Source organism: Marinobacter xiaoshiensis (assembly GCF_031631795.1).
Classification (GTDB): domain Bacteria; phylum Pseudomonadota; class Gammaproteobacteria; order Pseudomonadales; family Oleiphilaceae; genus Marinobacter; species Marinobacter xiaoshiensis.
Window position 1 is genome coordinate 703999 of record NZ_JAVMBO010000017.1, and the last position, 26357, is coordinate 730355.

Here is a 26357-nt window from a genome sequence, read left to right on the forward strand (position 1 = left end):
AAAGCAGGATGTTCGTTATGAAATCGTTATTCTTGGCCAGCTTGCTGGTTCTTGGTTTGGTGGGCTGCGCTTCTCAGCCAGAAACCAACACTACAATGATCGACCGTCAGGAGCTGAGGGTCGATCCTGAAGTGGTCTATGCCGCAGACGTAACAGAACTCTTCAAATCGAGACTGACACTGCCTGATGGCAGCAGCCTCCTGCAGGTGCAGTTTGCTGTGGAAGCGAGATCAGATACAGAGCTGGCTTGGAAGGTTACCTGGTTCGATGACCTTGGCAGGGTGGTGAAGGGTGTTGGCGAGAGCTACCGCCAGGCGACGTTGCTAACTGGCCAGCCCCGCTATTTTAAAGCGACCGCTCCGCATTCCCGAGCCACCAGTTTCCAGTTACATCTTCGTGAACCTAAATAAGAAGGAAAACCCAATGTTGATACGTGCCCTTGCCATTTCTGTCGGTATTGCTGTTCTGGCCGGCTGTGCCGCGCCCACCCGTTATATTGACCCGGCTGCAGACGATGGTCCTGTAGCAATGACCATGGATTACCGGGACTTTGAAAAAGCGGCAACCGACGCTGTAGAAGATATGCTCTCCAGCGGTGCCGTGAACAACCCGGACGGCAGCCGTTACATCATGGTGGTAAGCCGCATAACCAACGACACCATGCAGCGCATTGATACCGACCAGCTCACCAAGAAAATCCGCGTATCACTGCTGCGCTCAGGCAAGGTTGTGACTACCACCGCTGTTGGTCTCAACGGTGCTGAAGATGAAATGAATATGAAGGCGCGAGAGCTGCGAGATTCCGAGGAGTTTGATCAATCTGGCGTGCAGCGCAAAGGCACGCTCCAGGCGCCCGACCTGAGCCTTTCAGGAAAGATTCTCCAGCGTAATCACAAGGTAGGAAAAGAGCAGCAGGTTGAGTATTACATCCAGCTGTCTTTGACAGAATTGGCGTCTGGTCTGGCCATTTGGGAAGGTGAAACCCCTATCATCAAACGGGGGTCTGACAAGTCGGTTACCTGGTAAAAGCAGGCGGGGGTGCCCGCCTGCTTTAAGCTCAGAACTGGTAGCCAACGCTTAAAGAGGTACCGATCTGGGTCATACCCAGTTCAATTTCCTGGCCGGGGCCCATGGGGTTATCGCCCCGGACGTTTTTACGTGGTGAGTAAAATGCCATGCCGGACACTTCCAGGCTTTCGCTGAAGTGATGGGTGAAGCCGCCGGTGAAGTGCCACTCCTGAACGCCCGGTGCAAGGATATTAAACAGTACTTCCTCATCGGGAATCGGTTGTTTGCCGTAGCTGACACCGGCGCGCCAGGTTTGAGCTGCGTCTTGCTGCCACTGCCACCCCAGTTTGACGATGGTCATGTCGTCCCAGCCAAAGCCGGCACCCTGATCATCACCCAGTTGAGCTTGCATCAGATTAGGCATCATCGGGTTGCCGACGCTGTTGATGTCGCTGTAACGGATGTGCTGAACATCCAGCAGAAGCCAGTGGTTTTGAATGCCAGACCATGCAACGCCTGCGTTGAACATTTGTGGAATATCGAAACCACCTTGCTCGGCAAACAGACCTTCGTATTTGCTGAACTCTTCCATTTCGATAATCGTGCGCCAGCTAGCCCCAGCGCGAAGAGTTTCTGTTACTTGCCCCTGCCAGCCAATTTGAAGGCCATAGCCCCAGGCATCATCGGTGCCGTTGTTGGTTAATGCGTTCGGGTTGGAGGAGAAGCCCGAAAAATTGCGCAAACCTTCGGCCTTGAAGCGCTGGTAGGCAATCAGTGGTGAAATGCCCAAAGCTTGCCCTTCAGAGAACTCCCAGGACCAGGTGGGCGCAATGAAAACCTGCTCCAGATTTACTCCGGTTTTACCCCCTCCAAACGTCCCGCCATTATCACCAGAGTATTCGGTGTTCATGCCGCCATTGGCAAATATAGACAGACCCAGGCTGTGGCCGTTGTCCAGATCACGGTTATAGCCGAAGTGAGGAATGAAAAAGGCTTTGTTCTCACTGGATACAGCACCTGGCGCCAGATAGAAGGTCTGCGCTGTATTGGGGGCACCACCTTCAACTGTGTAGCTCCGGCGAGGAGAGAAAATTTCCAGCCCACCGTCTGATCTGCTGCCAACAAACGCCATGCCTGCCGGGTTGGTCGCCGCTGCCAGGCTGTCTTGTGATAACGCCGAACCTGCGCCTGCCATACCAGCGCTGATGGTTCCGTAGCCATGGCTGAAGTAGCCGTTGGTTGCGAGAACGGTGGTTGGGAGAGTTGCGAGAGCTATAGCTCCTAAAGCAGATTTGATGCGCATGTAAAGACCCGGTTGGTTAAGCGACATATCTAAGGTAGGCGTCTTTTTACAGAATTGTTGTTATAAGGGGAAGTGAAAAATGATGATATGGTTATATAGAATTGAGTGTCTCGCAAAAAGCTGTTAATCAGTCATACTTGAGCGGTATCGGATATCTAGCTGATAATCTGAACAAAACAGGAACAACAGGATCTAAAGTGGCCTCTTTCCAATTCAAAGAACGACTCCAGGCAGCAGAGACATGGATTCTTGCAAACCCGAATCCGCCGCAAACCTGGCCCTGGACCCTGTTATACAAGGCCGGGCGTTCCATTTATGCTCTCATACGTGATGTCGTCAGCGGCCAGTTAACCCTGCACGCCATGAGCCTGGTATACACCACACTGCTGAGTATTGTGCCGCTGTTGGCGTTGAGTTTTTCGGTGCTGAAAGCGCTTGGTGTGCATCAGCGCATGGAGCCTTTCCTGTTTCAGTTTTTTCAGCCTATGGGGCCTGAAGGCGTTGAAATGGCAGAGCGCATACTGGGCTTCGTAGACAACATGAAGGTGGGAGTGCTGGGCTCTGTGGGTCTTGCGTTACTGGTGTACACCGTGGTGTCGCTGGTTCAGAAAATAGAGCGGTCATTCAACATGATCTGGCGGGTGCCAGAGATGCGCTCCGTGGCCCAGAGGTTCAGTAACTACCTGAGCGTTATCATGGTTGGGCCTCTGTTAATGGTATCGGCTATTGGCGTAAGTGCGACGATTTTTTCTTCGTCTTTTGTGCAGACGCTGATTGCCATTGAGCCATTTGGCTCAGTGATTCTTGTGCTCAGCCGCTTTACGCCGTTCTTTCTTGTGGTGGGCGCCTTCACCTTTGTATACGTGTTTATGCCCAATACCCGCGTAAAGCTGCGGTATGCGTTTATTGGTGGTCTGGTTGCCGGGGTTTCCTGGCAGGCTGGCGGAATGCTGTTTGCGTCGTTTGTCGCAGGCTCAGCCAAGTATGCCGCAATATATTCCAGCTTTGCGATCGGCATTATCATGCTGACCTGGATATACCTGAACTGGATGATTCTGCTTTTGGGCGCCAGCCTCGCGTTCTATTTGCAAAACCCGGGTTCGGTTGCCAAGCGCAGTCATGTTCAACTGTCTCCAGAGCTTCAGGAAAAAATTGCTTTGGCCATGATGTGGCTGGTGGCTCGCCCCTTCAGTGAGGGCAGTACAGCACCGCAGCAGGAGGTTCTGGAGCAATCCTTACGAGTGCCAGGAGAAGTTACGCGAGGAGTAAGTGACAAGCTGATTCGTGCCGGCATACTCACGCTTGCCGGCCGCCAGGGTGATCAGTTGGTGCCGGGGCGGGCGCTGGATCTTATTACGGTGGGAGATGTGCTGAAGGCCGTTCGCCACGACGAGGATCGCGTGGTGGACCGGCTGCCTCCGGTGTTCCCCCCTGAGTTGCTCAAAGGAGAGCGGGAGAATGAATCTACTACGTTTGCCGCCTTGCTGAAAAATGCCCCTGGCGCAGAGGCTAACCGCGAGCGCCAGCGCTGAGAGCGGCCTTCAAAGCTACCCGTACGCGGCCTGTCTGTTCTGTATCAAGGCTTAGGATTTTCTCGAGGTCTTCCTCGGGCAGGTTGCGCTGGTGGGCATGACGTAATACTTCTCGGCTGCCTATCACCATGCCATCCACCAGGGTTGTACCTTCCCGAGCGGGCGCCGGGCGTTCTGCAGACATAAGGTACGCATGGTATTTGGGCGGAAGCCCCCACTCACTGGCAATCACCTGCGAAGCCACCCACTGATAGCGTGCCAGAGCTGTGCGAACCAGTACCACGTTTGGCTCTCCAGCCCCAGGCTGAGCCTTGCATATCTGCTGAAGCTCTCTACGGAGGGTGATATAGGATAATGCCGGTAGCAGACCGACGGTGAAGCAGGCGCTTGCGTCCTCCCCACGAAGCTTTGCTATAAATTCTGCTGCACGGGCACACGTAAGGCCCCATTGCCAGGCACGCTGGGCAAACAGTGCTTCCCGGCTATTTCGGGCTGCCATCATAGGGCGCATAACAGCTGCTGAAATCACATTCCGGATGCCATCAATACCAAGGATGAACACGGCCTGGTCGACAGACTCAATGGTGTGATCGCCGGTGCGGAAATAAGGGCTGTTGGCAATCTGCAGTATCTGATTGGTTAAAGAGGGGTCTCCCAGAATAATCTGGCTCAGCTTCTGCCGATCGCCAGACTCGTCCGAGAGGGCTCTCATAAGCATGGGGAGCGTCATGGGCTGCCGTGGCAGCTCTTCCATCTTTTTGTTCGTGAGGCGGTGTTCCAGCTCTTGCAAGGCGCGTTCAGATAATGACTGCTCATCCCGTAGCCTTGCGGGGCCGGTGTCGAGTAACCAGCAGAAGAGATTTTCTTCAAGCTGCATTGTCAGGCTTTGTGCGTCTTCGGCTGATTCGGCAGGCTCAGTAGTTTTCGCAGGATTGAACAGTCGCGCCTCAGGAGCCGGAGGAGGTGAGGGTTGCTCAGTTTTAAAAAAATCTGCTACCCAGGAAAAAAAGCCTGGCATCCGTTGCCTCCGAATGAATCAGTCGTGAAACTGTACGTGCCTGTAACTTGCAGTATAGGGGGCCGTCGCTGCATTGCACAGGCTAAACCTTTGCTACCAGTAAACTATTTACACCAGCGCTCCACCGAATACAAAAATGAGCTGGCAGACACCTGCCGCACACCCAAGCATTGCGCCTACAAGAATCAGCTTGATTTCATCTTCCTGGAAGCAGGGGCGAAGCAAATCCTGAAACTCCTCGGAGGAGAGGGCAATCATTCGCTCCACCATAATTGCTTCAACAGCACGGGCACGGTCAGTCTCAAACATCGGGTTGCTGAAAGATGTTTTTGATATTTCGATAGCCTTTTCGCCCACCTGGTTTTTCAGAGTAGCAAAACCGGTTGGACCAAAAGCCATTTGGGTCAGAGCTTTGCCCATGCCAGCGGTTTCATCAACCAGCGGCTTGATATGCTTTTTAACCATATTGCGGGCGCGATCACCTTTTGGGCCCTTCATTATGGCTTCAATGATATTGCCAACCGTTAGAATCTCGTGAGTGATAATGTGGCAGAAAGAATGGGCCACCTCAGGTTGCCGCTTGAGGAACAGCCCCTGAATCTTGAAAGGGCCGACCTTTTTGGCATGCAGAGGCCGGAAGATCACGTTCAGGGCGATCCAGTTGGTGGCCCAGCCCACCATCAAGCCGAAGAAAGGCAGTACCCACCAGCTTTGATAAAAGTACCAGACAGCCATCTGAATAAGGCCGAACAGGAAGCCGAAATAGAGACCGGAATTCACAATAAAGCGAAACTCTGCGTCGCCACACTCCAGGAAAATGCGGTTCAGCAATTGCTTGTCGGCCGTCAGTTTCTCAATGGTCATGGTTTTGATATCAAGCAGGTCTTCTACGTTGTTGGCGATATCGTCGACCAGGTTGTCTACCAGTTGCGGTGCAGATTTGCGCACCCGGTCGTAGACCATTTTCCGGGCAGAAGCGGGGAGGTTTTCCCAGAACGTCGGGTACTCCCGCAGCATCATTTCGTCCACATACTCTTCGATGCGGGGCTCTACAGATTGGACAATATGAGCCGCGAGTATTTTGGGGTCAATCTGTTCAAAAATCTCCCGCACGGTGCCGATTTTGGAAATAGTGGCGTCTACGGCGATGGCGGCCATTTTACCTGCTTTGGAGGGAATGATGCCCTGCCAGCCCAGCAGAGGGGGCTTGCCAACAAACTCTAGCGGAAAGAAGGTCATTTTGATGGCAAGCCAGTTAGTGATCCAGCCAATCAGGGCAGCAATAATGGGAATACTGAGGTATTGCCAGAATTCGGGGTTGCTAAACAGGTTTGTCATCCGGAGGTTGCACTCGCTTTTTTGTTTATGTCTGCGGGCAGAAGCATGTTTGGAAGGTGCGCGGCTGTCAATGACCTGAGAGCCCTCCCGGGATGGCGGAATGATCTAGCCTGCCATGTCACCCCATAACCACTGACACAAAGCCATGGCGGCAACGGGTGCAGTTTCTGTTCTCAGCACTCTCGGACCGAGAGCCACAGGCAAAAACCCTTCCTTCTCCGCTTGGGCAATTTCATCGGCGGTGAGACCGCCCTCGGGCCCAATCATCAAGGCTACGCTGTCAGGCTTGGCCATAGAGCTCAGTGATTGTTCAGTGCGGTGGTGCAGCACCAGCCGCAAATCGCAGCTACGACTGTGCTCCAGCCATTGCGCTACGGTCATAACCGGCAGGATTTCCGGTATACGAGCACGACCGCATTGTTCGGCAGCGCTTATGGCAATTGACTGCCATTGGCGCAAACGCTTGTCTTCCCGGTCGCCTTTAAGCTTTACCTCACAGCGCTCAGTAGTGAGCGGCACGATTCGGGATACGCCCATTTCTACCGCTTTTTGAATGGCATAATCCATGCGGTCACCCTTCGACAAAGTCTGACCAAGGGTGATTAACAGGGGGGATTCAGTAAGGTTGGCTTCGGGCGCAGCGACTAGCACTTCAACACGCTTCTTGCTCGCTTCCGTAATGGTGGCGGGGTAATCCTGGCCATCCCCGTTGAAGAGTCTCAAAGCTTGCCCTGGCTGCATGCGCAGCACCCGGCCGACATGCTGGGCAGCGTTTTCATCCAGATCCGCGTGAGAGCCTTCGCTCAAAGGCGAATCGGTATAAATTCTGGGGATGCGCATGCGTGTGTACCTTAATCAGTCCCTAACGGCTATATCGATACCTTCGGTCGCAACCTGGGCCAGATGGCGTATCTGATCTTCAGTAATGACGTAAGGCGGCATGAAGTAAACCACATTACCCAGGGGGCGAAGCAAGGCCTGGCGGGTGAGAGAGTGCTGATACACACGAACACCCCGGCGCTCCTGCCAGGGGAAGGGTGTTTTCGAGGCTCTGTCTTTCACCATCTCAATTGCCAGAGTCATTCCGTGCTGGCGGATATCCCCAACATTCGGGTGATCAGCCAGGTGAGCTACGGAATCAGCCATGCAAGCCGAAAGTCTGCGGTTGTTCTCAATCACGTTATCATCCCGGAAGATGCCCAGAGTGGCCAGTGCCACGGCGCAGCCGATGGGGTTGCCGGTGTAGCTGTGGCTGTGCAGAAAGGCCTTCAGGGTTTCGTAATCATCGTAAAAGGCGTTGTAAACCGTATCGGTGGTCAGCACAACGGAGAGTGGCAGATAACCAGCCGTCAGGCCTTTGGAAAGGCACATGAAATCCGGGGTGATGCCAGATTGCTCACAGGCAAACATGGTGCCGGTGCGGCCAAAGCCCACCGCAATTTCATCTGCAATCAAATGCACACCGTAGCGGTCACAGGCTTCACGTAGCTTGGTGTGGTAAATCGGATGGTGCATGCGCATGCCGCCGGCGCACTGGATCAGCGGTTCCACCACAACGGCACAGATTTCTTCGTGCTTTTCTTCCAGCAGTTTTTCCATGGCTTCAAACTGACGCAGGGCATAGGCCTCGTCGGTTTCGCCTTCTTCCTTGTTGTAGGCGTCGGGTGAGGGCGCGGTCAGCACTTCCATCAGCAATGGCTGATAGGTGTCCTTGTACAAAGCCACGTCGCCCAGTGCCAAGGCACCCAGGGTTTCACCGTGATAACTGTTGCTCAAATTCACAAAATTCTTTTTGCCGGGTTTGCCCTGGTTCTTCCAGTAATGGAAGCTCATCTTGAGCGCAGCCTCGATGGCCGATGATCCGTTGTCAGCGTAGAAGCATTTGTTCAGGCCTTCGGGGGTTACTTCGATAAGCCGTTCAGACAAATTGACCACAGGCTCGTGGGTAAAGCCCGCCAGAATGACATGCTCCAGCTCATTGATTTGCTTGTTGATGGCTGCGTTTATTCTGGGGTTGGCGTGACCAAAAAGGTTAACCCACCAGGAGCTGACTGCGTCGATAAACCGGTTGTTTTCAAAGTCCTCCAGCCAAACACCTTCGCCTCGTTTGATGGGCACCAGGGGCAAGGTTTCGTGGTCTTTCATCTGTGTGCAGGGGTGCCATACAGATTTGAGGCCGCGGGCGACGAGGTCGGCATTGCGCATAGAAGTTCTCCGGTAAGGCGATGGTTCTGAACAATTTATGTGTCGGCTGTTAACCCGGATAGATAATACAGTTAACGGCGGCGACTGACTACTGTGCCAATACCCGTCGACCGACAGGCCAATGCACGCATCAGGCTGCCCCCTGACAATTCCGGAATAATAAAACAGAGGCGTGTATACGATGGAAGTTCAACTGACTCACCCATATCAGGCAGGCATTGAGCGAGTGCTTGGAGCCTTCTTCAGCGAGGATCATATCCTTGAGAAAAACGCCTTGTTGGGCTCCCGCAATGTGCGAGTGGCGGAGCTGGATAGGGGCGAGTCTACGGTAAAGCTGGTTGTTGAGCGGCAGATGACAACGTCAATGGAGGTGCCGGGCTTTCTCTCCCATTTTCATCGTGAGTGGAACCAGGTCCGGCAGGAAGAGCACTGGTTTCGCAAGAGTGACGGCGAATGGCATTGCGAATTTCGTGTGCACGTTGAAGGTGTGCCGGCAAAAATCAAAGGCATGATGAGGCTGGAAGGCTCAGATGAAGCCTGCACCAATCATGTGACCCTGAGTGTGCGCTGTGATGTGCCGCTGGTGGGTAAGAAAATCGCAGCATTTCTGAGAGACGACTCACACGCCAAAATAGAGCGTGAGTATGAAACCATACTGCAGCTGCTATAATGCGCCCTCACGGATGAATACAACGCAAAGGATGCGTCATGAGCAAAGCAGTTGTGCTTCTCGGAGACTTGGGCTCTGATCACCAAGGTTTCCCGCCTACGCCGGTGCTAGCCGGCTCCCCCGATGTACTGATTGATGGCAAACCAGTCGCCCGAGTGGGCGATCCATTGGCGCCTCACTCCAAACCGAAACATCCTCCACACCCACGCGCCATTGCTGCCGGTTCTGGCACTGTGCTGATTAATGGCATGCCCGCAGCAGTGACTGGTGGTGCTATTACTTGTGGTGGCGTGACGATTGGTTCGGGGTCGGTGGTCATTGGCGATATTCATGCGCCGGCAGCATTTTCTGGCGTGACGCCCATGGCATTAACCGCCAGGAGTGCACCTGCAGCCAGACAGGCTTCGTTGTCGGAGAAAAACACATCTACCGCTGAAGCATCGAAAGCTCCCAGTCAGACGGGAACACAGCGAGAACAGTCCGCCCCTGTTGCGAGCCTGAACACCGCTGAGAAAGCCACTGGTGAGCCTGTCGTCAAACAGGATCCGACGGTGAGTGAGCCTGGTTTCCACGTTGTTCGTCAGCCAATGAGCAAAAACGAATTACTCACACTGCTCTATGGCGATGCGTCTGCCAAACCGGATAATTTTGAACGCCTAAATCCCGGATTAAATAACCGGATATTGCCTGGCGAAATGATTGTGATCGCCGATCCCAACAGTCTTGAATGCACGATTGAAGAAAACAACCTGATGGAAGTTGCCCAACAGGTAAACCAGGAGGTTCGTCAGTTAAGTGAGCAAGAAGCTCAATTCATTGTCGACCATTACGACCTGCTGGAAATGATGACATCTAATGCCGCAACGGGTCTTGGTGTGGGGGCCACCATGATTGGGCAACAGATCAAGAGCATCAACACTACATTGAAAGAACTGGAGGTTCTGCATCAGGATACCTTCCGAAAGCATGGAAAGCTGAGCCATCCGGAGTTCTTTGAGCAGCGTCAACGTTTGTTTACCAAGCTGGACTTCGCGCTTGGTAAAGTGGCCAAGAAAGGGATGTCACTGGATGATAATGCGAAACTCAAGCGGGCGCTGGGGTTGTCGTCCAAGAGCATTGTTCATGAGTGGAAGGCTTCGGGCGTGGGTGGTATTCCGGGGTATGGCACGAATTACACAAAAGTTTCTGGTGCTGCTCGTTTCATTGAGAACGGAGGGCGATTGGCTCTAGCGTTGGATGTTGGCTTAACGGGATATAAGATCTATGAGGCGTGTTCGGCTGGTCGAGCGGAGCAGTGCGAGCAAGTTGGGTTTACTGAATCTGGGCGATTGGTAGGAGCTGTTGCTGGAGGAACTGCTGGCGCTGTCGTTGTCCCATTGCTCTGCGTCGCTATTGGCGTCGGAACTGTGGGCGTTGGCGGTATTGCGTGCGGAGTTGTTGCTTCAGGTGTAGGCAGTGTGGTCGGTGGCAACGTGTTTGGTGAGCTGGGAGCCTCGGCCGGAGAGTTGATATACGAGGTGCACAATGCTGACTGAGGAAGTTAGGATTATCGCAGCTTATATTGTGTATGGCGGTATCTTTATCAGTCTGTTGCCGATTCTAGTAATGGTTACTTGCGGGTTTATTTACGTACGCAAAGTTGAGGAGCTTGTAGCGACGAAAGAGGGAAGCATATCTAGTGTAATGACAATTTGGTCCGACGGTGTGATTGGCCGCTTGGTAAGGAGTAGCCATATTTTTGCGTATATAGTTCTGAGAAATTGCCGCGTGTCACCCTTAAAAAAAAGAGCGGCTTTGCTCGGAGATCCGGATGTGCCCTTGCCTAGAAGTTGGCAGGCCTGGTGTTTGATACCTGCCTTGGCAATGTATGGGGTTCTTGCTGTTGTTCTGGTGGCCGGAGCTGTCCTTTAGCGCTACTTGGGGTTTGTTTTAGGATACGTCTGATTGATATTAACTGTGTGCGAAGTGATGACTGACGAAAGTATTGTCATCGCGGCATACATCGGCTTCGCCAGCCTTTTTTTGGGCCTGATACCTCTTCCTATTATTGTCACTATTGGGTTTCGATACGCAGCTCTAATCGAAGATCGCGTGGCCACTGATTCGGGCGGCATCGAAGCTGCAAGAATGTTTTGGCAGGGACGAATGATCGGTCGTTTTTTCAGAAGTAGTAACGTATTCGCATACCTCGTGCTGCGAAGCTTCCCCGGTTCCTTTTTTAAGCAAAGGGCATCTTTGCTTGGGGATCCAAATGTTCCTCTACCGAGGCTCTGGCAAGCCTGGGTATTGATACCGGTGCTTTTTCTTTACTTGATGGTTGGGAGCGTACTTATCGCAAGTGCGATTACCAAGATGCTCTGATGAAAGACCAAGAGAAGTCTGGGGTTAGACGGGTATTTCTAAATCGGCTTTCTATGACATCGCAACAAAAGGCAGCCGTGCAATGACCGGGATTATTCGCTCGTTCTTAATTTTTGCGATCATTGGCGCCATGATGGGATGCACGTCAGAGCCAAAAACCTATGCGTATTCGATCATAGTTGCTGGCGGACCTTCTGGCTGGCCGGTTTGGGTTGAGGAAGTTACGCTAAATGGGGATCGAAGAGTGCCAGCAGGTGCAATAAGTTATGGCTATGATCAAACGCCGCCCACCGGCGGAAGAGTTGTTATGGGACCCTCCTCTGCGCCGGAGTATGTTGAAGCTCGTTGGTTCTCTCATCGAACCGGGACGTTTCATGAGATATTGTTATCGATGCCAGAAGGATTCGAAAAATCTTTGAGTACATGGTTTGATCGTTATCCCACGCCAGCATACCGGCACTATTTTATAGTCGGCTTTTCTGGAAAAGGAGAGGCGTTGGCGTGGTGGCGAGCCTCATGTACTGATTGTGAGGATGCCCAAGACGGTGGTTTTGCTGCGCCGATTGTGGCCAGTTTTCCGGCTGAAACGGTCAAGGGTGACACATCCGGATACGATGCGCAGACTCAGTATTACATCGATAAAGGAGCTATCCCGCCTGTTAGATAATAGCGCCGCCGATCGAGAGTGTCACCACTACGTCGAGCTGGGCTCGGACAATGAGTGTATGGTCCTTTTTCATATAACGGAACCTGCCTATGGCGCTATGATGATTTCGGTGTCCACGTTAAAGCGGGCGTTCGGAAAAGCTGCACTCCGTCACTTGTTGAAAGTGCAAGCTAGGCAGGCAAGCGCTGTGGTCTGACCCAAAGAAAAAAGCCCCCGAATTGGGGGCTTTTTCGTTATGGCCTAGCGCACCAGCACCCTCGATAAAAACGCCTGAGTCCGCTCATTCTGAGGATTATCAAACACGTCGTCTGGCTTGCCTTCCTCCACAATCTGACCTTCATGAATGTAGATCACGCGGTCGGCCACTTCCCGGGCGAAGCCCATTTCGTGGGTGACCACCATCATGGTCATGCCTTCTTTTGCCAGTTCACGCATTACGTCGAGCACTTCACCGATCATTTCCGGGTCCAGCGCCGAGGTGGGCTCGTCGAACAGCATCAGGCGTGGTTCCATGGCCAAGGCGCGGGCGATAGCAACTCGCTGTTGCTGACCACCGGATAGGTGGCTGGGGAATTTGTCAGCCTGGCTGCCAATGCCCACACGTTCCAGTAGGCGCTCAGCTGTAGCGTTGGCAACCACCTCAGATATGTTCTTTACTTTCTGCGGTGCCAGCATGATGTTCTTCTTCACCGTTAGGTGAGGGAACAAGTTGAACTGCTGAAACACCATGCCCACTTCTTTGCGGATTTCTGCAAGAACCTGCTGATTGCCGCCTTTCGGGGCAAGCGCCTGGCCATCCACTTCAAGATGGCCGGATTCAAACTCTTCCAGGCCATTCACGCAGCGGATCAAAGTGGATTTACCGGAGCCACTGGCGCCGATAATGACCACCACTTCGCCTTGCTCTACTGATAAGTCGATATCTTTAAGGACATGCAGCTTGCCGAAGTACTTGTTCATGCCCTTCATTTGCACAATATGATTCATGGGTCAGGTTCCTTCAGACAGAGGCCAGTCCGCGCCGTTCAACCAGGCGGAGAATCAGGGACAGCGAGAGGGTAATGGCCAGATACATAATCGCGACCACAAAATACACCTCAAAGGCGGTGAAGGTACTGGCAATGTAAACCTGGCCCTGACGAACGAGTTCGCCCACGCCAATAACCGAGAACAAGGAAGTGTCCTTGATGCTTACAATGGCCTGGTTTCCAAGCGGCGGAATCATGCGCCGGAAGGCTTGTGGCCAGATGATCGACCAGAATGTCTGAGTGCGGGACAAGCCCAGAGAAAGCCCGGCTTCTGCCTGGCCTTTGTCGATGGACTGAACGCCACCGCGTACCACTTCAGAAATGTAAGCGCCCGAGTTCAGCGCAATCGCAGCAATGCCCGCGGTAAGAGGATCGATAGGGCCTCCGATCAGATCTGGCAGGCCGTAAAAAATAAACAGAACCTGAACAAGAATCGGGGTGCCTCGGAAGATTTCGATATAGGCCGTTGCGGGCCATTTCAGAAACCATTTTTTATTGATGCTCAGCAGACCAAAAAGAATGCCCAAGGCAAAGCCGATCAACAGGCCGCCAAAGGAAATCATTAAAGTGTAGGGAATCCCCTTGAGAAGGAAGGGAATAGAATTGATGGCTGCTTGCCAGTCGAATTGGAACTGGGAATCCACAGTGTGCGTCTCCGCAGGGGTTGGGGTCAGAAGTCGCCGGAGCACTTAGCCCCGGCGCTACACATCAAAGAGCCTGGCGGCCCTTTAGCCTTTACTTGCCTTCCGGCATTGGGCCAAACCACTTTTCGTAAATGGTTTTGTAGGTTCCGTCTTCTTTCATTGAAGCGAGGGCCTCGTTAACCGCACCCACCCACTTGCTACCGTCTTTCAGCGCTATGCCATACTGCTGGCCTTCGTACAGTTTGCCAACGGTTTTAACTTTGCCTTTACCCTTGGTGCTGGCGAAGTAGCCAACGTTCGGGGCGTCGTAGAACACTGCGTCTACCGCACCAGACATCAGTGCCATATACATATCTGAGCTGCCCGGATAGGGGGTAACGCCGTTGTTCTTATCCAGATTTTTCTTCAGGAAGTCGTAACTGGTGCTGCCAATCTTGGAACCGATTTTCAGGCCTTCAAGGTCGGTGATTTCTTTTACTTTATCGTTGTTCTGACGAACCAGAATCCGCAAACCGGAGTCATAGTAAGGGTCGGAGAAATCAACGATCTTTTCACGCTCGTCGGTAATGGTAATGCCGGCTATGGCGATATCCACGTTGCCTGTTTGCAAGGCAGGAATTATGCCGTTGAAGTCCATGGTGTTGAGCTTGTAATCAAAGCCCGCACGCTTGGAGACTTCAGCAATAATTTCCATGTCAAAACCGATCATTTCACCGGTTTCCTGGTCCAGCATCTCAAACGGAACAAAACTGGGGTCGGTAGCCACTCGCAAGGTTTCAGCGCTTAGGGTGCTAGCTGCGATGGTAAGGGCCAGGCCTGTACCCAGAGTTTTCAGCCATTTCGTGCTCATGCTTTCTCCTTTCGTTCTTATTGGGGCTCCATTTGCCGGATAAGGCAAGCCGGAAGGTTCACTGTTGATGACCGTGCCGCCCGGGGAGCATTAGTGGAACTGCATCACGTACACTCTAGACTATGACTCAGGTGAACGCCGGAAATCAAATGCTTGGGGAGGAAAACTCCCTCTCCGCGAACGGGAGAGGGGTGGAGCGAAAGGTGGGCGGGAAACCTCAGAAAGAGATTCTCTCCCGCTCACTGATACCCAGATTTTTCCAGATACTGATGCTTGGCTCAGCCTGGTTCAGGGTATAGAAGTGCAACCCCGGGGCGCCGGCTTTCAACAGCTTCTCGCACATATCTGTGATCACTTCCTCACCGAACTTGCGGATGCTGGCAGTGTCGTCGCCATAGGCTTCAAGCTGCTTGCGAATCCAGCGCGGAATTTCAGCGCCGCACATATCAGAGAAACGCACCAGGCTTGAGAAATTCACGATGGGCATAATGCCGGGTACCACAGGAATGGTTACGCCGAGCTTTTCCAGCCGATCAATGAAATAGAAGTAGCTCTCCGGGTTGAAGAAGTACTGAGTAATGGCGCTGTTGGCGCCAGCCTCTACCTTGCGGGCAAAGTTCTTCAGATCTTCTTCAGCGTTACGTGCCTGCGGATGAAACTCCGGGTAGGCCGCTACTTCCAGGTTGAAGTGATCGCCGCTGTGCTCGCGGATAAACTCAACCAGTTCATTGGCGTAACGCATCTCGCCGGATGCACCCATGCCAGAAGGCATGTCACCCCGAAGGGCCACAATCCGGTTGATGCCATTCTCTTTATACACATCCAGCAGTTCCGCAATCTCAGCCCGCGTACCACCGACGCAGGAGAGATGTGGTGCTGTTGAAATGCCCTGCTTGTGCAGGTCGAGCACGGTTTCAATGGTGCGGTCCCGGGTGGAACCGCCCGCACCGAAGGTGACCGAGAAAAAGTCCGGATTCACCTCGGCTAGTTGATCGCGAACAACCTGAAGCTTTTCCTTGCCCAAGTCGGTCTTGGGCGGGAAAAACTCAAAGCTGAAGCGGCGTTTGAATTGTTTCTGGGATTGCATCTTGTTACCCGATTAGTACTTGTAGCTTTCTGGCTTGTACGGGCCTTCGACCGGTACACCAATGTACTGCGCCTGTTCCGGAGTCATCTTGGTGATTACGCCACCAAAGCCTTCAACCATGGCGAGGGCAACTTCTTCGTCCAGCTTCTTCGGCAGAACCTGAACATAGATGCCTTTAGCGCGGGCCTCTTCCGGCAGGTCTGCGAACTTGCGCTCGAACAGGTACATCTGCGCCAGAACCTGGTTGGCAAAAGAGCCATCCATGATGCGTGAAGGGTGGCCCGTCGCGTTGCCCAGGTTTACCAGGCGGCCTTCGGAGAGCAGAATCAGGTGGTCGTTTACAGCCTTGTCACGGTAGATCACGTGAACCTGAGGCTTAACTTCGTCCCATTCCCAGTTCTTGCGCATGAACGCAGTATCGATTTCGTTATCGAAGTGACCGATGTTGCACACAACCGCACCGGACTTCAGAGCCTTGAGCATGTGTGCATCGCACACGTTCATGTTGCCCGTGGTGGTTACCAGAATGTCGGTGTTTTGCAGCAGGGCTTTGTCGACACCTGCTTCGGCGCCGGTGTTGATGCCGTTGATGTACGGGGAAACAACCTCGTAGCCATCCATGCAAGCCTGCATGGCGCAGATGGGATCAGCTTCAGTTACCTTAACGATCATGCCTTCCTGACGCAGTGAAGCAGCAGAGCCTTTGCCCACATCGCCGTAACCGATTACCAGCGCCTTTTTACCGGCCAGCAGGTGGTCAGTACCACGCTTGATGGCATCGTTCAGGCTGTGGCGACAGCCATACTTGTTGTCGTTCTTGGACTTGGTAACGGCATCGTTCACGTTAATGGCCGGAACTTTCAAGGTGCCGTCGCGCAGCATTTCCTGCAGACGGTGTACGCCAGTGGTGGTTTCTTCGGTAACACCGTGGCAGTTGGCCAGGATTTCCGGATATTTTTCATGGAGCAGAGCAGTCAGGTCGCCGCCGTCGTCCAGAATCATGTTGGGTTCCCAGCCTTCTACGTCGGCACCGATGGTGCGCTCAAGGCACCATTCGTATTCTTCGTCGGTCTCGCCTTTCCAGGCAAACACAGGGATGTTCTGGGCAGCAATGGCTGCAGCCGCCTGATCCTGTGTGGAGAAGATGTTGCATGATGACCAGCGAACGCCAGCGCCCAGCTCGATCAGTGTTTCGATCAGCACGGCTGTCTGGATGGTCATGTGGATGCAGCCCATGATGTTGGCGCCTTTCAGCGGCTGCTCAGCCTTGTACTTTTCGCGCAGAGCCATCAGGGCTGGCATTTCGCCTTCGGCAATTTTGATTTCTTTGCGGCCCCAATCGGCCAGGTTGATATCGCGGACTTTGTAGTCGTTGAAGCTGCTCATTGGTGTTCTCCAGTCAGTTCGGTTTAGGCGCATGAAAAGATTCATACGCCTGAAAATTGTTTAGATACCAGCAGCGTCTTTAAGAGCTGCTGCGCGATCTGTCTTTTCCCACGGGAAGGTGGTGAACGTCTTGCCCGCAACAGTTACTTCTTCCGGTTCGCGACCGAAGTGGCCGTAGGCTGCGGTAGCCCGGTACATGGGGTGCAGCAGGTCTAGCATGTTGGTGATGGCATAAGGACGCAGATCGAAGTGCTGGCGTACCAGTTCGATGATCTTGTCGTCGCCGATTTTGCCGGTGCCGAAGGTGTTTACGGAGATAGACGTTGGCTGTGCCACGCCGATGGCGTAGGACACCTGAATCTCACACTTGTCGGCCAAGCCGGCGGCGACGATGTTTTTGGCAACGTAGCGGCCAGCGTAAGCGGCAGAGCGATCAACCTTCGAGGGGTCTTTGCCGGAGAAGGCGCCGCCACCGTGGCGGGCCATGCCACCGTAGGTGTCTACGATGATCTTACGGCCGGTCAGGCCGCAGTCGCCAACGGGGCCACCGATAACGAATTTGCCAGTCGGGTTGATGTGGAATTGGGTGCCTTTGTGCAGCAATTCTGCAGGCAGCACGTTCTTCACGATCAACTCCATTACGGCTTCTTTCAGATCCGCCTGGCTAACGTCCGGGTCGTGCTGGGTTGAGAGAACAACCGCATCAATACCCACCACCTTGCCGTTTTCGTAGCGGCAGGTTACCTGGCTCTTTGCATCCGGGCGCAGCCAAGGCAACACGCCGTTTTTGCGGGCTTCGGCCTGGCGTTCTACCAAACGGTGAGCAAAGGTGATCGGTGCAGGCATCAGCACTTCGGTTTCGTTGCTGGCGTAGCCAAACATCAGACCCTGGTCGCCCGCGCCCTGATCTTCCGGCTTCTGGCGGTCAACGCCCTGGGCGATATCAACAGACTGTTTGCCGATGATGTTGATGATGCCGCAGGTGTCGGCGTCGAAGCCTACGTCTGAGGAGGTGTAGCCGATGTCTTTGATTACGCCACGAACCAGGTCTTCCAGATCAACCCAGGCGCTTGTGGTGATTTCACCGCCTACGATCGCAACGCCGGTTTTTACCATCGTCTCGCACGCAACGCGGGCGTGAGGATCTTCTATAAGAATAGAATCCAGAACCGCATCGGAGATTTGGTCGGCCAGTTTATCCGGGTGGCCTTCAGAGACCGATTCGGAGGTGAAGATGTTGTAGTCAGACATAGCGTTGCTCCTTTGTGAGCGTTTCGAAATCTTGCCGGTGGCCGCTGCAGGGGCCGGCTGAGTTATTTGTTTTGGTTCGAGGTGTAGGTACTACTACTTACGTCAATATCAAAGTTTTTTGATATTCCGTGCCAGAGGCCGGAATCTCAGGGTTTGATGCGTATTCGCTTATCGCAGCGGTAACTGGGTTTTCCAGAATTCCCTTACCTGAATCTGGAAGCCGTTTCGTAAGCCGATAAAAAGCTGCTCACCGGCCTTCAAGCCTGCTGCGGTAGCCCATGCGGTCAGCTCTTCCGGCTCGAAACCAAGCCACAGGTCGCCGCAGTTTTCTTTTGCCCAAATCTGATCGTGCCGGCACAGGTCGCTGATCATCAGACAGCCGCCGTTATTCATCAGGGCTGCCGCATCCAGAAAAATGTCTGCCGGGCTGGGTACGTGGTGCAGCACCATGTTGGCCACTACAAGATCAAACGCATCCCCTCGAGCTAACAATGTGTCGGTAACACCTTCAATCAAATCAATATTGTTCAAATGCTCGTCAATGCAGGTGCGCGTTGCCTTGGCGAGCATGTCCCGGCTGTTATCCAGGGCCACAACGTGGTCACACAGCTCCGACAGCACCGGCAGAAAGCCGCCTTCGCCGGGGCCGATTTCCAAGGCTGTTTGCCAGTGTTTCTTCTTCGTCCGCTTGCGGATCATGTCTGCTACAGGCACGGCATACAGGTCGAACGCGGCAATCAGCTCCTGCTGCTCCCGGAACTGCTCCGAATGCCGCGAAAAGAACGCCTGTGACTGGTCTGCTCGCTGATCACGAATGGACTCAATTTTCTCCTGCAGCTGCGCTGGTAAAGGCGCGCGGTCTACTGCTTCAAAAATCTGACGAATGGTCAGGTCTGTTGGCTTGTCGTTGTCCAGATGCAGCGGGCGACGGTAAAAAATCGCGTTGCCTTCACGCTGCGGCTCAACCAGGCCGGCCTTATGCATCACCTTCAGGTGATGGCTCATGCCGGATTGGCGCATATCGAACAGCTGGCTCAACTCCAGCACACCAAATGTGTCCCGGCGCAGCACTCGCAGTATCTCCAGCCGCAACGGGTCGCCGCTTGCCTTGAAGATCGGGGCAAGAACGTCCACGGAGGATATTTGGTGAGAGTGCGTGCTTAAAGTTGTCATGGTTGCGGAGTGTAAGGGGGTTGGGGCGCTCAATCAATAGGCATATCAAAATTTTTTGATATAGATTTATCATTCTTTGAAATCAGTCTCTTTCGGTAATTCCCAACCGAATAACCCGAGATAAGGCGTACGCCGATTTGCCCCGGCACACCCTAATCGGCGAAAATACGCGCCTTATTTTTAAGCAGCTTTTTATTGCCCTTTGAAAAGCACTGGTTTGTTACTTACTTCCTTGAAAAACATTGGAGAAACGTAAATGCCCTCTCGTAAAGATCTCGCCAACGCCGTTCGCGCGCTGAGCATGGATGCGGTTCAGAAAGCCAAATCCGGCCACCCGGGAGCGCCCATGGGTATGGCGGATATCGCCGAGGTGCTGTGGAACGATTACTTGAGCCACAACCCGGCTAATCCTGAGTGGGCCAACCGCGACCGCTTTGTGCTCTCCAACGGCCATGGCTCCATGCTGCAGTATTCACTGTTGCACCTGAGCGGTTACGACGTTTCTATTGAAGACATCAAAAACTTCCGGCAGCTGCACTCTAAAACTCCAGGCCACCCGGAATACGGTTACACCCCGGGCGTAGAAACCACCACCGGCCCACTGGGGCAGGGCCTGGCCAACGCTGTAGGCTTCGCGCTAGCAGAGAAAACCCTCGCAGCACAGTTCAACCGCCCTGGCCATAATGTTGTTGACCACTACACCTACACCTTTGTGGGCGATGGCTGCCTGATGGAAGGCATTTCTCACGAAGTTGCCTCGCTGGCCGGAACCCTGGGCCTTGGCAAGCTGATCTGCATCTACGACGACAATGGCATATCCATTGATGGCAAAGTTGATGGCTGGTTCACCGACAACACGCCGGCACGTTTCGCAGCCTACGGCTGGCAGGTACTTGCGGGTGTTGATGGCCACGATGCCGATGCCATCAGCTCCGCCATGGAAGTGGCTCGCTCCACTACCGACAGGCCTACGCTGATTTGCTGCAAAACCGTTATCGGTTTTGGTTCCCCCAACAAGCAGGGCAGCGAATCTTCCCACGGCGCGCCTCTGGGTGACGACGAAATTGCACTGACCCGCGAAGCACTGGGCTGGGCTCACGGGCCGTTTGAAGTTCCAGCTGATATCTACGCTGCATGGGACGCCAAAGAAAAAGGCGCCAAGGCTGAAAGCGACTGGAATAAAACTTTCGCAGCCTATGAAAAAGCCGAGCCAGAGCTGGCGGCCGAGCTGAAGCGCCGCATGGCGGGTGATCTGCCAGCCGACTTCTCTGAAAAAGCCCAGGCGTACATTCAGGAATGTCAGGACAAGAGCGAAACCATTGCCAGCCGTAAGGCTTCCCTCAACACCCTGAACGCATACGGCCCAATGCTGCCGGAACTGCTGGGCGGCTCTGCCGACCTGGCTGGCTCTAACCTCACTATCTGGGGCGGCACTAAAGGTGTCACTAAAGAAGACGCCAGCGGCAACTACATCTATTACGGCGTTCGCGAGTTCGGCATGGCGGCCATCATGAACGGTGTTGCCCTGCACGGTGGCTTCGTGCCCTACGGCGCAACCTTCCTGATCTTCATGGAATACTGCCGCAACGCCGTGCGCATGGCCGCACTGATGAAGCAGCGCGCCATCTATGTATTCACCCACGACTCCATCGGTCTTGGCGAAGACGGCCCAACACACCAGCCGATCGAGCAGCTGGCCAGCCTGCGCACCACGCCGAACATGAGCACCTGGCGCCCGGCCGACGCAGTAGAATCTGCCGTAGCCTGGAAAGCCGCTCTTGAGCGTAAAGATGGCCCCAGTGCTTTGATCTTCTCCCGTCAGAACCTGCCAGCTCAGGCTCGTGATGCGCAGCAGTTGGCAGACGTAGCCAAGGGCGCTTATGTGCTGTCTGACAGCGAAGGCACCCCGGATCTCATCTTCATCGCTACTGGCTCTGAAGTAGGCCTGGCACAAGATGCCGCAGCCAAACTGCGTGAGCAGGGCAAAAAGGTACGGGTTGTTTCCATGCCATCTACCGATGTATTCGATGCCCAGAGCGCCGAGTACAAGCAACAGGTGCTGCCACTGGAAGTGACCAACCGCATTGCTATCGAAGCTGCGATTGCGGATTACTGGTACAAGTATGTTGGCCTGGACGGTCGCATTGTGGGCATGACCACCTTCGGTGAATCGGCACCCGCCGGCGAGCTGTTCAAGGAGTTCGGCTTTACCGTAGAGAACATCCTGGAAGTGTCTGCAGAGCTGCTGGACGCCTGATGACAGACTCCGTGCCCTTTCGTATTGCGATCAACGGGTATGGCCGTATTGGCCAGTGCGTGTTGCGTGCCCTGTACGAAAACGGTTTTCGCGATCACCTGCAGGTGGTCGCGATTAACGAGCTTTCTGATATCGACACCATTGCACATCTGACCCGCTACGATTCCACCCATGGCCGGTTTACCGGAAGCCTGGCAGTGCAGGGGCAGGATTTGATCATGAACGGTGATCCTATCCGCATACTGCGCCATGCAGACCCAGCAGAACTGCCTTGGAAAGAGCTGGATATCGATCTGGTGCTGGAGTGCTCTGGTTCCTATTCAGACCGGGCGACGGCTGAATTGCACCTTCAGGCAGGTGCCAAGCGGCTGCTGTTCTCCCAGCCAGCAGAGTCAGACGTCGACCGCACCGTGGTTTTTGGCATTAACGAAATGGAAATCACCGCAGACGACCGCATAGTGGCCGCAGGTTCCTGCACCACCAACTGCCTGGTACCGGTGATAACCGTATTGGATAAAGCCTTTGGCGTGGAGCAGGGCAGCACCACCACCATTCACGCCGCCATGAACGACCAGCCGGTGATAGATGCCTACCACCAGCAGGATTTGCGGCTTACCCGCAGCGCGTTGCACAACATAGTGCCGGTGGATACCGGGCTGGCGCGGGGCGTTGAACGTTTGCTTCCGCACATGGAAGGTCGCTTCAGCTCAGTGGCCTTGCGTGTGCCCACCATGAACGTGTCTGCCATCGACATGGTGTTCAACGTGCGCGAAGCCACCGACGTACCCTCGGTAAACCGTGTATTGAAGGATGCCGCAGATGGCCCCCTGAAAGGCATACTCGGGTACACCGACGAACTGCTGGCCAGCTCCGACTTCAACCATGATTCCCACTCCGGTGTAGTAGATGGCGGCCAAACCCGCGTAACCCGGGGCACCATGGTGAAAGTGTTATGCTGGTTTGATAACGAATGGGGATTTGCCAGCCGCATGCTGGATGTAAGCCAAAGCTGGCTGTCCCGGCTTTAAACTCTTTGCCAATTAATTGAATTAACGGAACCCAGATCATGGCCATTAAGAAAATGACCGACCTGAACCTCGCTGGCAAGCGGGTTCTGATCCGCGAAGACCTCAACGTGCCGGTAAAGAACGGCGTGATTTCCAGCGATGCCCGCATCCGCGCCTCCCTGCCAACCATCAAGGCCGCCAGAGACGCTGGTGCCAAAGTGATGCTGATGTCGCACCTGGGCCGCCCGGAAGAAGGCGTTTACGACGAAGCCTCCTCCCTCAAGCCAGTTGCAGACCACCTCACCAAAACCCTGGGCCAGGAAGTACGCCTGATTAAAGATTACCTCGGCGGAGTTGAAGTGGCCGACGGCGAAGTGGTTCTGTTTGAAAACGTACGCTTCAACAAAGGCGAAAAGAAAGATGACGAAACCCTGGCCAAGCAATACGCGGCCCTGTGTGATGTTTACGTGATGGACGCCTTCGGCACAGCCCACCGCGCCCAGGCATCCACCCACGGTGTTGCACGCTTTGCACCGGAAGCCTGTGCTGGCCCATTGCTGGCGGCAGAGCTGGAAGCCCTGGGCAAAGCCCTGGATAACCCGGCCAAGCCAGTAGTCGCGATTGTTGGTGGCGCTAAAGTATCCACCAAGCTCGACGTACTCAACGCGCTGGAAAAAGTGTGTGACCAGATCATTGTAGGTGGCGGTATTGCCAACACCTTCCTGGCCGCAGCCGGCCACCCGGTAGGCAAATCCCTGTGCGAGCACGACCTGCTGGATACCGCCAGAGACATAGCTTCCCGCGTTAACATCCCGCTGCCGGTAGACGTAGTGGTTGCCAGTGAGTTTTCTGAAAACGCCACTGCAACCATCCGGAACATCGCAGACGTTACCGAAGACGACATGATTCTCGATGCTGGCCCGCAAACCGCTGCCCAGTTTGCCGAATTGCTCAAGAACGCCAAAACCATTCTGTGGAATGGCCCGGTAGGCGTGTTCGAGTTTGAGCAGTTTGGAAACGGCACCAAAACCCTGGCCGAAGCCATCGCCGAAAGCGATGCCTTCTCACTGGCCGGTGGCGGAGACACAGTGGCTGCCGTTGACAAATACGGCATAGCTGACAAGATCTCGTATATTTCCACCGGCGGTGGCGCCTTCCTGGAGTTTGTGGAAGGCAAAGTGCTGCCAGCCGTAGCCGTACTGGAAGAGCGCGGCGCGTAAAAATTTCTGACCAGATTTCAAACTAATGAGTAACTAAGGAGACAACCAAATGGCCCTGATTTCGCTGCGGCAACTGCTGGATCACGCCGCCGAGCACGGTTACGGTGTGCCAGCCTTTAACGTAAACAACCTGGAACAGATGCGCGCCATCATGGAAGCCGCCGACAAAACCGATTCCCCGGTTATTGTTCAGGCCTCTGCCGGTGCCCGCAAATACGCTGGCGCCCCCTTCCTGCGCCACCTGATCCTTGCCGCTATTGAAGAGTGGCCACACATCCCGGTGGTCATGCACCAGGATCACGGCACCAGCCCTGCCGTGTGCCAGCGCTCCATTCAGCTGGGCTTCAGCTCCGTAATGATGGACGGCTCCCTGGGTGAAGATGGCAAAACGCCTATGGATTACGATTACAACGTAGACGTAACCCGCCGCACCGTAGAGATGGCCCACGCCTGTGGCGTTTCTGTAGAAGGCGAACTGGGTTGCCTGGGCTCTCTGGAAACCGGCCAGGCCGGTGAAGAAGACGGCATCGGCGCCGAAGGCATTCTGGACATGGACCAGATGCTGACCGACCCGGAAGAAGCCGCCGACTTCGTGAAGAAAACCCACGTAGACGCACTGGCCATCGCCATCGGCACCAGCCACGGCGCTTACAAGTTCACCCGCCCACCTACGGGCGACATACTGGCCATCAACCAGATCAAAGCCATTCACGCCCGCATTCCAGATACCCACCTGGTAATGCACGGCTCCAGCTCCGTACCCCAGGAGTGGCTGAAAGTAATCAACGAATTTGGTGGCGAGATTCCCGAAACCTACGGTGTACCGGTTGAGGAAATTGTAGAAGGCATCAAGCACGGTGTGCGTAAAGTAAACATCGACACCGACCTGCGCCTTGCAAGCACCGGCGCAGTACGCCGCTTCATGGCCCAAAACCCGGCCGAATTCGACCCACGCAAATTCCTGCAGGCCACCATGGTTGCCATGACAGACATCTGCGTAGCTCGTTACGAAGCCTTCGGCTGTGCTGGCCAGGCTAGCAAGATCAAGCCCATCAACCTCGAGCTGATGTATCAGCGCTACGAGTCTGGTGAGCTGGACCCGAAAGTTAAGTAAGCTGCTTTGAAACAGCCCTGGGTGTCTTGCCTGGGGCTGTGCTATACCCTCCAGACCCCCTCTCGTTAACACCCGCATTCTAGAATTAACTAAATTTTGCAAAAGCCGAAGGTAAATTGCCGCGATATAGTCTAATGTAACCAGCTATTCGTAATGGACGCGCTTGCTAGTTAAGGATAACGGCCGATGACCTCTTTAGTACGACTCCAGATTCTCGATTTCAATTCCGGGTACTTCGCCTCATTTAAGCCTATTGGGCACAGCTATGTCTGTGGCTGCTGCACTGCTGTTTGAAAGAAAACTTAGAGCGGCTATATGAATCAGCAGTCGAGTGTGAAGAAGTGGCTTCATCTACAACACGCACTTGTCTTAATAATCTCGATGCTAAAATGCCTTAATCCCAGAAGCTGGCAATAAATTAGGTGTTTGGTAGCGAAGTTGCGTTAAATATTACCTTTTAGTTTATGAGGTTTTGTGCTGTTTATCGAAAATGAAATGTAATTGCTTTGTCTTCCATGTTCTACACGTCATGTACAACGAAAAAAATCATCAACCATAAACTCATAAAGGAGTTGAAATGAGCAGTAAAGCAATAGAGAAGTTTGGATCAGCTTACGAATATGCAGGATTTTGGATCAGGGTTGGAGCATCATTGATTGACGGGATTATTATTTTATGTATTACAGTTCCCATTTTGTACATGATTTACGGGGACTCATATTTCTATTCTGATGATTTTATATTGGGTGGCGCTGATTTTTTAGTATCCTATGTGCTGCCTTTTGTCGCGACAGTGTTGTTTTGGATGTATAAGTCAGCAACGCCAGGAAAAATGGCGGTAAAAGCTATTGTCGTTGATGCTCGGACTGGAAATAGCCCTACAGCTCAACAGTCGGTTATTCGCTATATTGGATATGTTGTTTCTACCATTCCTTTATTTTTGGGTTTGTTCTGGGTGGCCTGGGATAGCAAGAAGCAGGGTTGGCACGACAAAATGGCAGGTACCGTCGTGATCCGCCCAAAGAACAGAGGCGTTCAAAGTGTTGAGTTTACAGAAAGCTAAGAACTAGTTTATATCAATCAAGCCGGGATGGAGCATATTAGCTGCGATTCCTTTTGGTAGAAGACATACTGCAACCATCGGACTTTGCCCTGATATTGAGAACGTAATATCAAATGTGCACCTACCACCAGCCAACAGCACGCCCCACTGTCGCCTGGCCAATAAAACCGGGGCA

At 53.7% G+C, this 26357-nt stretch carries 24 protein-coding genes; 12 read left to right on the forward strand and 12 right to left on the reverse strand.

Translation table 11 applies throughout. From position 1 onward, the window contains the following. The first annotated feature begins 17 nt into the window (after nt 1–17). On the forward strand, nt 18–410 hold the full coding sequence (locus tag RKA07_RS15080) for a DUF1425 domain-containing protein (RefSeq protein ID WP_227714528.1): 393 nt from the start codon (nt 18–20) through the stop codon (nt 408–410). 13 nt (nt 411–423) lie between these two features. Further along, nucleotides 424–1026, forward strand: coding sequence for a penicillin-binding protein activator LpoB (gene lpoB / locus RKA07_RS15085; RefSeq protein ID WP_200202804.1), 603 nt, complete (start codon nt 424–426; stop codon nt 1024–1026). A 31-nt stretch (nt 1027–1057) separates the two neighbouring features. Here lpoB and RKA07_RS15090 read toward each other — a convergent pair whose 3' ends face one another. Further along, complete coding sequence (locus RKA07_RS15090) at nt 1058–2311, reverse strand: OmpP1/FadL family transporter (RefSeq protein WP_200202803.1); 1254 nt, start codon at nt 2309–2311, stop codon at nt 1058–1060. A gap of 197 nt (nt 2312–2508) precedes the next feature. Here RKA07_RS15090 and RKA07_RS15095 point away from each other — a divergent pair, with 197 nt between their 5' ends. Continuing rightward, entirely contained in the window at nt 2509–3843 is a 1335-nt protein-coding gene (locus RKA07_RS15095) for a YihY/virulence factor BrkB family protein (protein ID WP_310966686.1), read from the forward strand. Here RKA07_RS15095 and RKA07_RS15100 read toward each other — a convergent pair. The 4 genes from RKA07_RS15100 to RKA07_RS15115 all read right to left on the reverse strand — a co-directional run bounded on the left by RKA07_RS15100 (nt 3821) and on the right by RKA07_RS15115 (nt 8404). Beyond that, a complete protein-coding gene (locus RKA07_RS15100; protein ID WP_310966687.1) occupies nt 3821–4861 on the reverse strand; it encodes an HDOD domain-containing protein in 1041 nt (346 codons plus the stop codon). The two genes, RKA07_RS15095 and RKA07_RS15100, sit on opposite strands and share 23 nt — an antisense overlap. Before the next feature lie 108 nt (nt 4862–4969). Beyond that, nucleotides 4970–6199, reverse strand: a complete 1230-nt coding sequence (locus RKA07_RS15105) for a DUF445 domain-containing protein (protein ID WP_310966688.1) — start codon at nt 6197–6199, stop codon at nt 4970–4972. Between the two features lie 105 nt (nt 6200–6304). Further along, nucleotides 6305–7039 carry a 16S rRNA (uracil(1498)-N(3))-methyltransferase gene (locus RKA07_RS15110; RefSeq protein WP_200202799.1) on the reverse strand — a complete coding sequence of 245 codons (735 nt, stop codon included), beginning with the start codon at nt 7037–7039 and terminating at the stop codon, nt 6305–6307. Nucleotides 7040–7054: 15 nt separating this feature from the next. Then, nucleotides 7055–8404 carry an adenosylmethionine--8-amino-7-oxononanoate transaminase gene (locus RKA07_RS15115; RefSeq protein WP_310966689.1) on the reverse strand — a complete coding sequence of 450 codons (1350 nt, stop codon included), beginning with the start codon at nt 8402–8404 and terminating at the stop codon, nt 7055–7057. Between the two features lie 181 nt (nt 8405–8585). On the opposite strand from RKA07_RS15115, the gene RKA07_RS15120 reads away from it, so the two are divergent. From RKA07_RS15120 to RKA07_RS15135, 4 genes are all read left to right on the forward strand, one after another. Next, nucleotides 8586–9074 (forward strand): DUF2505 domain-containing protein, encoded by a 489-nt coding sequence (locus RKA07_RS15120; RefSeq protein WP_310966690.1) that lies wholly within the window; start codon nt 8586–8588, stop codon nt 9072–9074. Between the two features lie 38 nt (nt 9075–9112). After that, the gene (locus RKA07_RS15125; RefSeq protein ID WP_310966691.1) at nt 9113–10609 is read left to right on the forward strand and encodes a type VI secretion system PAAR protein; all 1497 of its coding nucleotides are present in this window, start codon (nt 9113–9115) and stop codon (nt 10607–10609) included. Between the two features lie 433 nt (nt 10610–11042). Then, nucleotides 11043–11435, forward strand: a complete 393-nt coding sequence (locus RKA07_RS15130; protein WP_310966692.1) for a hypothetical protein — start codon at nt 11043–11045, stop codon at nt 11433–11435. Nucleotides 11436–11517: 82 nt separating this feature from the next. After that, entirely contained in the window at nt 11518–12102 is a 585-nt protein-coding gene (locus RKA07_RS15135; protein ID WP_200205132.1) for a hypothetical protein, read from the forward strand. A gap of 240 nt (nt 12103–12342) precedes the next feature. On the opposite strand, the gene RKA07_RS15140 is transcribed toward RKA07_RS15135, so the two are convergent. The 7 genes from RKA07_RS15140 to RKA07_RS15170 form a co-directional block, all read right to left on the reverse strand. Next, nucleotides 12343–13089, reverse strand: coding sequence for an amino acid ABC transporter ATP-binding protein (locus RKA07_RS15140; RefSeq protein ID WP_200368905.1), 747 nt, complete (start codon nt 13087–13089; stop codon nt 12343–12345). 13 nt (nt 13090–13102) lie between these two features. Then, nucleotides 13103–13774 (reverse strand): amino acid ABC transporter permease, encoded by a 672-nt coding sequence (locus RKA07_RS15145; protein ID WP_310966693.1) that lies wholly within the window; start codon nt 13772–13774, stop codon nt 13103–13105. Between the two features lie 91 nt (nt 13775–13865). After that, nucleotides 13866–14624 (reverse strand): transporter substrate-binding domain-containing protein, encoded by a 759-nt coding sequence (locus RKA07_RS15150; RefSeq protein ID WP_200368907.1) that lies wholly within the window; start codon nt 14622–14624, stop codon nt 13866–13868. A gap of 217 nt (nt 14625–14841) precedes the next feature. Continuing rightward, nucleotides 14842–15711, reverse strand: a complete 870-nt coding sequence (gene metF / locus RKA07_RS15155; RefSeq protein WP_200368908.1) for a methylenetetrahydrofolate reductase [NAD(P)H] — start codon at nt 15709–15711, stop codon at nt 14842–14844. A gap of 12 nt (nt 15712–15723) precedes the next feature. Further along, complete coding sequence (gene ahcY, locus RKA07_RS15160) at nt 15724–17097, reverse strand: adenosylhomocysteinase (RefSeq protein WP_417538571.1); 1374 nt, start codon at nt 17095–17097, stop codon at nt 15724–15726. A 60-nt stretch (nt 17098–17157) separates the two neighbouring features. Beyond that, on the reverse strand, nt 17158–18348 hold the full coding sequence (gene metK, locus RKA07_RS15165) for a methionine adenosyltransferase (protein WP_200368910.1): 1191 nt from the start codon (nt 18346–18348) through the stop codon (nt 17158–17160). A gap of 168 nt (nt 18349–18516) precedes the next feature. Continuing rightward, entirely contained in the window at nt 18517–19521 is a 1005-nt protein-coding gene (locus tag RKA07_RS15170) for a metalloregulator ArsR/SmtB family transcription factor (RefSeq protein ID WP_200368911.1), read from the reverse strand. Between the two features lie 256 nt (nt 19522–19777). Between RKA07_RS15170 and tkt the strand changes: the two genes are divergently transcribed. The 5 genes from tkt to RKA07_RS15195 all read left to right on the forward strand — a co-directional run bounded on the left by tkt (nt 19778) and on the right by RKA07_RS15195 (nt 26182). Continuing rightward, nucleotides 19778–21778, forward strand: coding sequence for a transketolase (gene tkt / locus RKA07_RS15175; protein ID WP_200368912.1), 2001 nt, complete (start codon nt 19778–19780; stop codon nt 21776–21778). Next, a complete protein-coding gene (locus RKA07_RS15180) occupies nt 21778–22806 on the forward strand; it encodes a type I glyceraldehyde-3-phosphate dehydrogenase (protein ID WP_200205123.1) in 1029 nt (342 codons plus the stop codon). Before tkt ends, RKA07_RS15180 begins: the two co-directional genes overlap by 1 nt. A gap of 38 nt (nt 22807–22844) precedes the next feature. Continuing rightward, nucleotides 22845–24005, forward strand: coding sequence for a phosphoglycerate kinase (locus tag RKA07_RS15185; protein ID WP_310966695.1), 1161 nt, complete (start codon nt 22845–22847; stop codon nt 24003–24005). A 49-nt stretch (nt 24006–24054) separates the two neighbouring features. Further along, nucleotides 24055–25119, forward strand: coding sequence for a class II fructose-bisphosphate aldolase (gene fba, locus RKA07_RS15190; RefSeq protein WP_200205121.1), 1065 nt, complete (start codon nt 24055–24057; stop codon nt 25117–25119). A gap of 577 nt (nt 25120–25696) precedes the next feature. Continuing rightward, nucleotides 25697–26182, forward strand: a complete 486-nt coding sequence (locus tag RKA07_RS15195) for an RDD family protein (RefSeq protein ID WP_200205120.1) — start codon at nt 25697–25699, stop codon at nt 26180–26182. Nucleotides 26183–26357: the final 175 nt, after the last annotated feature.